The organism is Trichocoleus sp. DQ-A2 (assembly GCF_039961915.1).
Classification (GTDB): domain Bacteria; phylum Cyanobacteriota; class Cyanobacteriia; order Cyanobacteriales; family FACHB-T130; genus FACHB-T130.
This window is the reverse complement of sequence record NZ_JAMPKD010000050.1, coordinates 1-4,843: the sequence shown is the minus strand read 5'-3', so window position 1 is coordinate 4,843 and position 4,843 is coordinate 1. Positions and strand designations below refer to the sequence as shown.

At 47.5% G+C, this 4,843-nt stretch carries 2 protein-coding genes and 3 pseudogenes; all 5 read left to right on the top strand.

Annotation, left to right across the window (positions count from 1 at the left end; translation table 11 throughout):
- Positions 1-141: pseudogene (locus tag NC997_RS26900) on the top strand (IS630 family transposase); the annotation flags it as partial.
- A 4-nt stretch (positions 142-145) separates the two neighbouring features.
- Positions 146-364: pseudogene (locus NC997_RS26895) on the top strand (ATP-binding protein); the annotation flags it as partial.
- Positions 365-614: 250 nt separating this feature from the next.
- Positions 615-1,331 carry a DUF305 domain-containing protein gene (locus NC997_RS26890; RefSeq protein ID WP_348257839.1) on the top strand — a complete coding sequence of 239 codons (717 nt, stop codon included), beginning with the start codon at positions 615-617 and terminating at the stop codon, positions 1,329-1,331.
- A 270-nt stretch (positions 1,332-1,601) separates the two neighbouring features.
- Positions 1,602-3,248 carry an efflux RND transporter periplasmic adaptor subunit gene (locus tag NC997_RS26885; protein ID WP_190526987.1) on the top strand — a complete coding sequence of 549 codons (1,647 nt, stop codon included), beginning with the start codon at positions 1,602-1,604 and terminating at the stop codon, positions 3,246-3,248.
- A 30-nt stretch (positions 3,249-3,278) separates the two neighbouring features.
- Positions 3,279-4,724, top strand: a pseudogene (locus NC997_RS26880) (efflux RND transporter permease subunit); the annotation flags it as partial.
- Between the last annotated feature and the right edge of the window lie 119 nt (positions 4,725-4,843).

Below are 4,843 nucleotides of genomic sequence, written 5' to 3'. Positions count from 1 at the left end.
AACTTAATTGAAATCTTATGGAAGTTTATGAAATATGAATGGATAGAGATAGAGGCTTATCGGGACTGGAAAAGTTTAGTAAAGTATGTCAAAAATGTGCTAAAAAAAGTCGGAACCGAATATGTAATTAATTTTGCTTAAGCACTTAAAAGATACTGGCGTTGGCATTGCACCCCCAGAACAGACGCGGATTTTTGACCGCTTTTATCGGATAAATAGCGATCGCTCTCGACACACAGGCGGTTCTGGATTGGGCTTGTCAATTGCCAAAGCGATCGCTACTGCCCACAACGGCAGCATCGACGTTCATAGCGAACTGGGCAAAGGCAGCACGTTTACAATCAGACTGCCCTTGCATCATTAAATACACTGCTGCATTTTTTGGCTAATTCGATTTTGGTTTAAGTTAACCGTCATTAAAGGTACTTTTGTTGGCGTTAACCTTAAGAATGAGGAAGGTGCGATCGCGTCTATCTAATTAAATGCTTTAAATTTCTTCCGAATGACCTATCAGGATTTCATCCTAATTTCATTTTTTTGTAAAACACTGAGAAATACCTACTGCTTTCTTGAACTAACTTACAGATCAGGAGCGAGGATAGTTAAATAAATTGATGCCCCTATCTATGCAAATTAATTCTTTTAAAAATGGTTTTTTGGCTGTCACCCTGGTAGCGATCGCCTCCATGACTGGCGGATTTCTGACAGCTTGTTCTAGTGGCTCTCAAAACCAAGCCCAAGCCCCAACCGCCTCCCCATCAGATGCTGGCGGCATGGAACACATGGAACACAGGGGACACGGAAGCGGCATGAATCATAGCATGGCAATGGATTTAGGGCCAGCCGATGCTAACTACGAGCTGCGATTTATTGACGCGATGAGCGTACATCATCAAGGTGCGGTGATGATGGCAAAAGAAGCCCAACAGAAATCTAAACGCCCTGAAATCAAGCAGTTAGCTGACAATATCATCCAAGACCAAAACAAAGAAATTAATCAGATGACACAGTGGCGACAGGCATGGTATCCCCAAGCCAACAAACAGCCGGTTGCTTACGGAGGTGCAGACAAATCCGTAGTCCCCATGTCAGAACAACAACGCCAAAGCATGATGATGTCTGGGGATATGGGCGCTGCCGATGCTGAGTTCGATCTGCGCTTTATCATTGGGATGATTGCTCACCATGAAGGTGCTTTAACAATGGCTGAAGATGCACTGAATAAGTCGAAGCGACCCGAAATTAAACAATTGTCCCAACAAATTATCACTTCACAAAAAGCAGAAATTGAGAAAATGCAGCAGTGGCGACAAGCTTGGTACAAAAAGTAATTCAGATTAATTGAAAGCAGGAAGGGGTGACAAAACAGCACCGATAGCCACCTAGGCCAGGATTTCTCCCTTCCCGTGAACGGGGAGGGTTGGGGTGGGGTTCCTGATTTCATCCTAATTTCATTCTTTTGTGCAAACTTAATATCTAGATGGTGGTTTAACGCTGTTGCGGTCAGCCTCACTGGCTATTTCGGCAGTAGGTAAGTGCCCTTGCTAGAGGGCTGGAAGAAAACCTCGCTATCCCATCCAAACGCAAGGAACCCCTTAGTTATGCTTTTTTTTGCTTCCAAGCCATCTAAGGCACGCGATCGCTTATTTGGGACACTCCTGAGCCTACTCCTACTGGCTGCACCAACCTCGGTTCTCGCCCATGCTGGACATGGGGATGAGTTTCATGGAGAAACCGAAGCTAGCCAGGGAACTCCCCAAGGGATTCAAGTAGATGCCCAAACAGCAAAACGGATGGGAATCGAGGTAAAACCAGTCTCTCAACAACGGCTGGGTTTTGGCATTAAAACCACGGGTCAAATTGAAACGTTGCCCAGCCAAAAAGCGGAAGTGACATCACCCACTCCGGGGAAAATCGTTGAGCTTCTCGTGGAACCCGGTGCCGTGGTGCAAGCAGGCAAAGTCATCGCTGTCATCGCCGCACCCGACTTAGTAGAACTGCGCGTAGGTTCCCAGGAAAAACGAGCCGAAGCCGAAGCGGATCTGCAACAGGCGCAAGCAGATTTAAAGCTAGCTCAAGAAAATTATCAGCAATACTCGCAGATAGCCGCCTCAGACATTCAGCAAGCTCGCACTGAACTAGCAGTCGCTCAAGAACAGTATGAACGCGATCGCGAGTTGGAGCGTGCAGGAGCGTTGCCACGTCGCCAAATGCTGGAGTCTCTTGCTCACCTGGCAGAAGCCAAAACGCAATTGACCAAAGCAACCAGCCGTCGGGAAGTGCTGGAAGCCGAAGCGCAACTCAAACGCGCCAAATCAGCTGTAAAAGTGGCAAATTCCCGGATTCGCCTGAGTAATACCGCTTATCAGACGCGGCTGCAACAACTGGGAACCCGCGCCAATGACAAAGGGTTGGTGACGGTAACAGCTCCCATTTCTGGCACCGTTGCCGACCGGGAAATTACCCTCGGTCAATCGGTGGAGGAGGCGGGGGCAAAGCTGATGACCATCCTGAATAATAATCGGGTGTGGGCTACGGCGAGTATCTACGAAAAAGATTTAAATCAGGTAAAAATTGGGCAACGAGTTAGGGTGAAGGTTGCCAGCTTGCCGAATCGCACCTTCACAGGCAAGATTGCGGTGATTGGCTCGGTTGTAGAAGGGGAAACGCGAGTCGTGCCAGTCAAAGCTGAACTGGATAACCCTGGCGGACAGTTGAAGCCGGGGATGTTTGCAGAATTGGAAGTGTTAACCAACCAAACTCCCGCGCCTATCTTAGTCATTCCGACTTCAGCCGTGGTGGAAACCAATGGCAGGCAGCGAGTTTACGTGCAAAATGGTACCGCCTTTGAGCCAGTTGAAGTCACCTTGGGACGAACTGTGGGGGATGTAGTTGAAGTCAAGGGAAGTTTGTTTGAGGGCGATCGCATTGTCACCCAAGGCGCAATTCAACTGTATGCCCAATCCTTACGCGGCGGCAGCTCAGAAGGCAAAAGCGAAGAGAAACAGCCTTTAATTCCAAACTCAGACGCGATTAATCGGGTTTCTGCCATTCAAAACTCACTTCCTTGGTTGTGGGTTTTGCCAGCCGGGGGAGCGATCGCATTCGTTGCCTTTTGGTTAGGACGCCGCACTCAGTCGCGCCGGGTGCCTAAAACCTTAGAGGCGTTGCCTTCAATACCTTTACCCCACGAATCAGAAATTGTTAATGACTCGGCAAGCAAACAGGAAAAAGTAAAAAGTCAATAATTCTCTTTCTTTTGTCTTTTGCCTTTAACTATGCTTAGTGCGCTTATCAAGTGGTCTATTAAACAACGCTGGCTAGTTGTCCTTGCCGCCATGCTGGTGACAGTTTGGATATTTCGCGTGGCGTCACAAATGCCAGTGGATGTATTTCCCAGCTTTGCTCCACCCCAAGTCGAAATTCAAACTGAAGCCCCCGGATTAGCTCCAGAAGAAGTAGAATCTCTGGTTACTTTACCGATTGAAAGTGCTATTAATGGGACTCCCGGCGTCACAACAGTACGGTCTGCTTCAGCGGTGGGGCTTTCAGTTGTGAAAGTTATCTTCAATTGGGAAACTGATATTTATCAAGCCCGACAGTTAGTGACAGAGCGATTGCAGCAAGCGCAAGAAAAGCTGCCAGAAAGTGTTGATTCGCCACAAATTTCTCCGATTAGTTCTCCAATCGGCACTGTATTGCAATATGCTTTCACTGTTGAAGAAGGTAACAGGCAACAAGCATCTTCACCTAGCACTGACTTGATGGAGGTCAGGCGTATCGTAGATTGGCAGGTGACAAACCGCCTTTTAGCGGTTCCTGGCGTCTCGCAGGTAATCGCTTATGGGGGTGATATTCGCCAGTATCAAATATTAGTCGATCCAGCGAAACTAAAAGCGTTTGATGTGTCTTTACAGGACGTGACTGAAGCCGCAGAAAAAGCCAATGTTAACGCTCCGGGTGGATTTCTCATTAACCCTGACCAAGAGCTATTAATTCGGGGTGTTGGGCGGATTGAGTCCATTGAAGACTTGCGACAATCAGCGATTACCGCTCGAAATGGAACACCGATTCGATTAGGCGAGGTCGCTGATGTCAAAATTGGTGCCGCACTCAAGCGGGGCGATGGCAGTTTGAATGGCAAAAAGGCAATTGTGGTCATGATTAACAAACAGCCACAAGCCGATACTCCCACGGTCACTCGTGCCATTGAGGCGGCAATGAAAGAGGTGAAATCGAGTTTGCCTCCGGATGTAAAAATGACGGTTACTTTCCGTCAAGAAGACTTTATCGACGCCTCGATTGAAAATGTTCGGGAAGCACTCGTTGAAGGCAGTATTATTGTTGCTTTTATTCTTGTCCCGTTTTTGATGAATTGGCGCACGCTTGTCGTGAGTCTCACTGCACTTCCCTTGTCTTTGTTGTTAGGATTGCTAGCGTTAAATTGGCTGGGATATGGTCTGAATACGATGACTCTGGGAGGCTTGGCAGTTGCGATTGGTTCAGCCGTTGATGATGCCATTGTGGACGCTGAAAATGTCTACCGTAGCTTACGAGAAAATAAGCTGGCAGGGAAACCAAAGTCACCATTAGAAGTTGTCTTTGAAGGTTGTCAGGAAGTACGCGATTCTCTATTTGGTGCAACTTTAATTACTGTGGTGGTTTTCTCGCCAATTTTTGCCCTTGCTGGTGTGGAAGGTCGCATTTTTACACCGATGGGAGTGGCTTATCGGGACTTAAACAGATTTCAAGCCCAAATAAAACCCAAAGCAGCTTTATAGGCTGAGAATACATCTCGATTAGCGTTCACCCACTCCATAAAACGGAAAGACATCGCTGTCCG

Excerpts from the sequence above, each read along its gene's own strand:
- NC997_RS26890 (WP_348257839.1), top strand. The coding sequence starts at position 615 with ATGCCCCTATCTATGCAAATTAATTCTTTTAAAAATGGTTTTTTGGCT.
- NC997_RS26885 (WP_190526987.1), top strand. The coding sequence starts at position 1,602 with ATGCTTTTTTTTGCTTCCAAGCCATCTAAGGCACGCGATCGCTTATTT.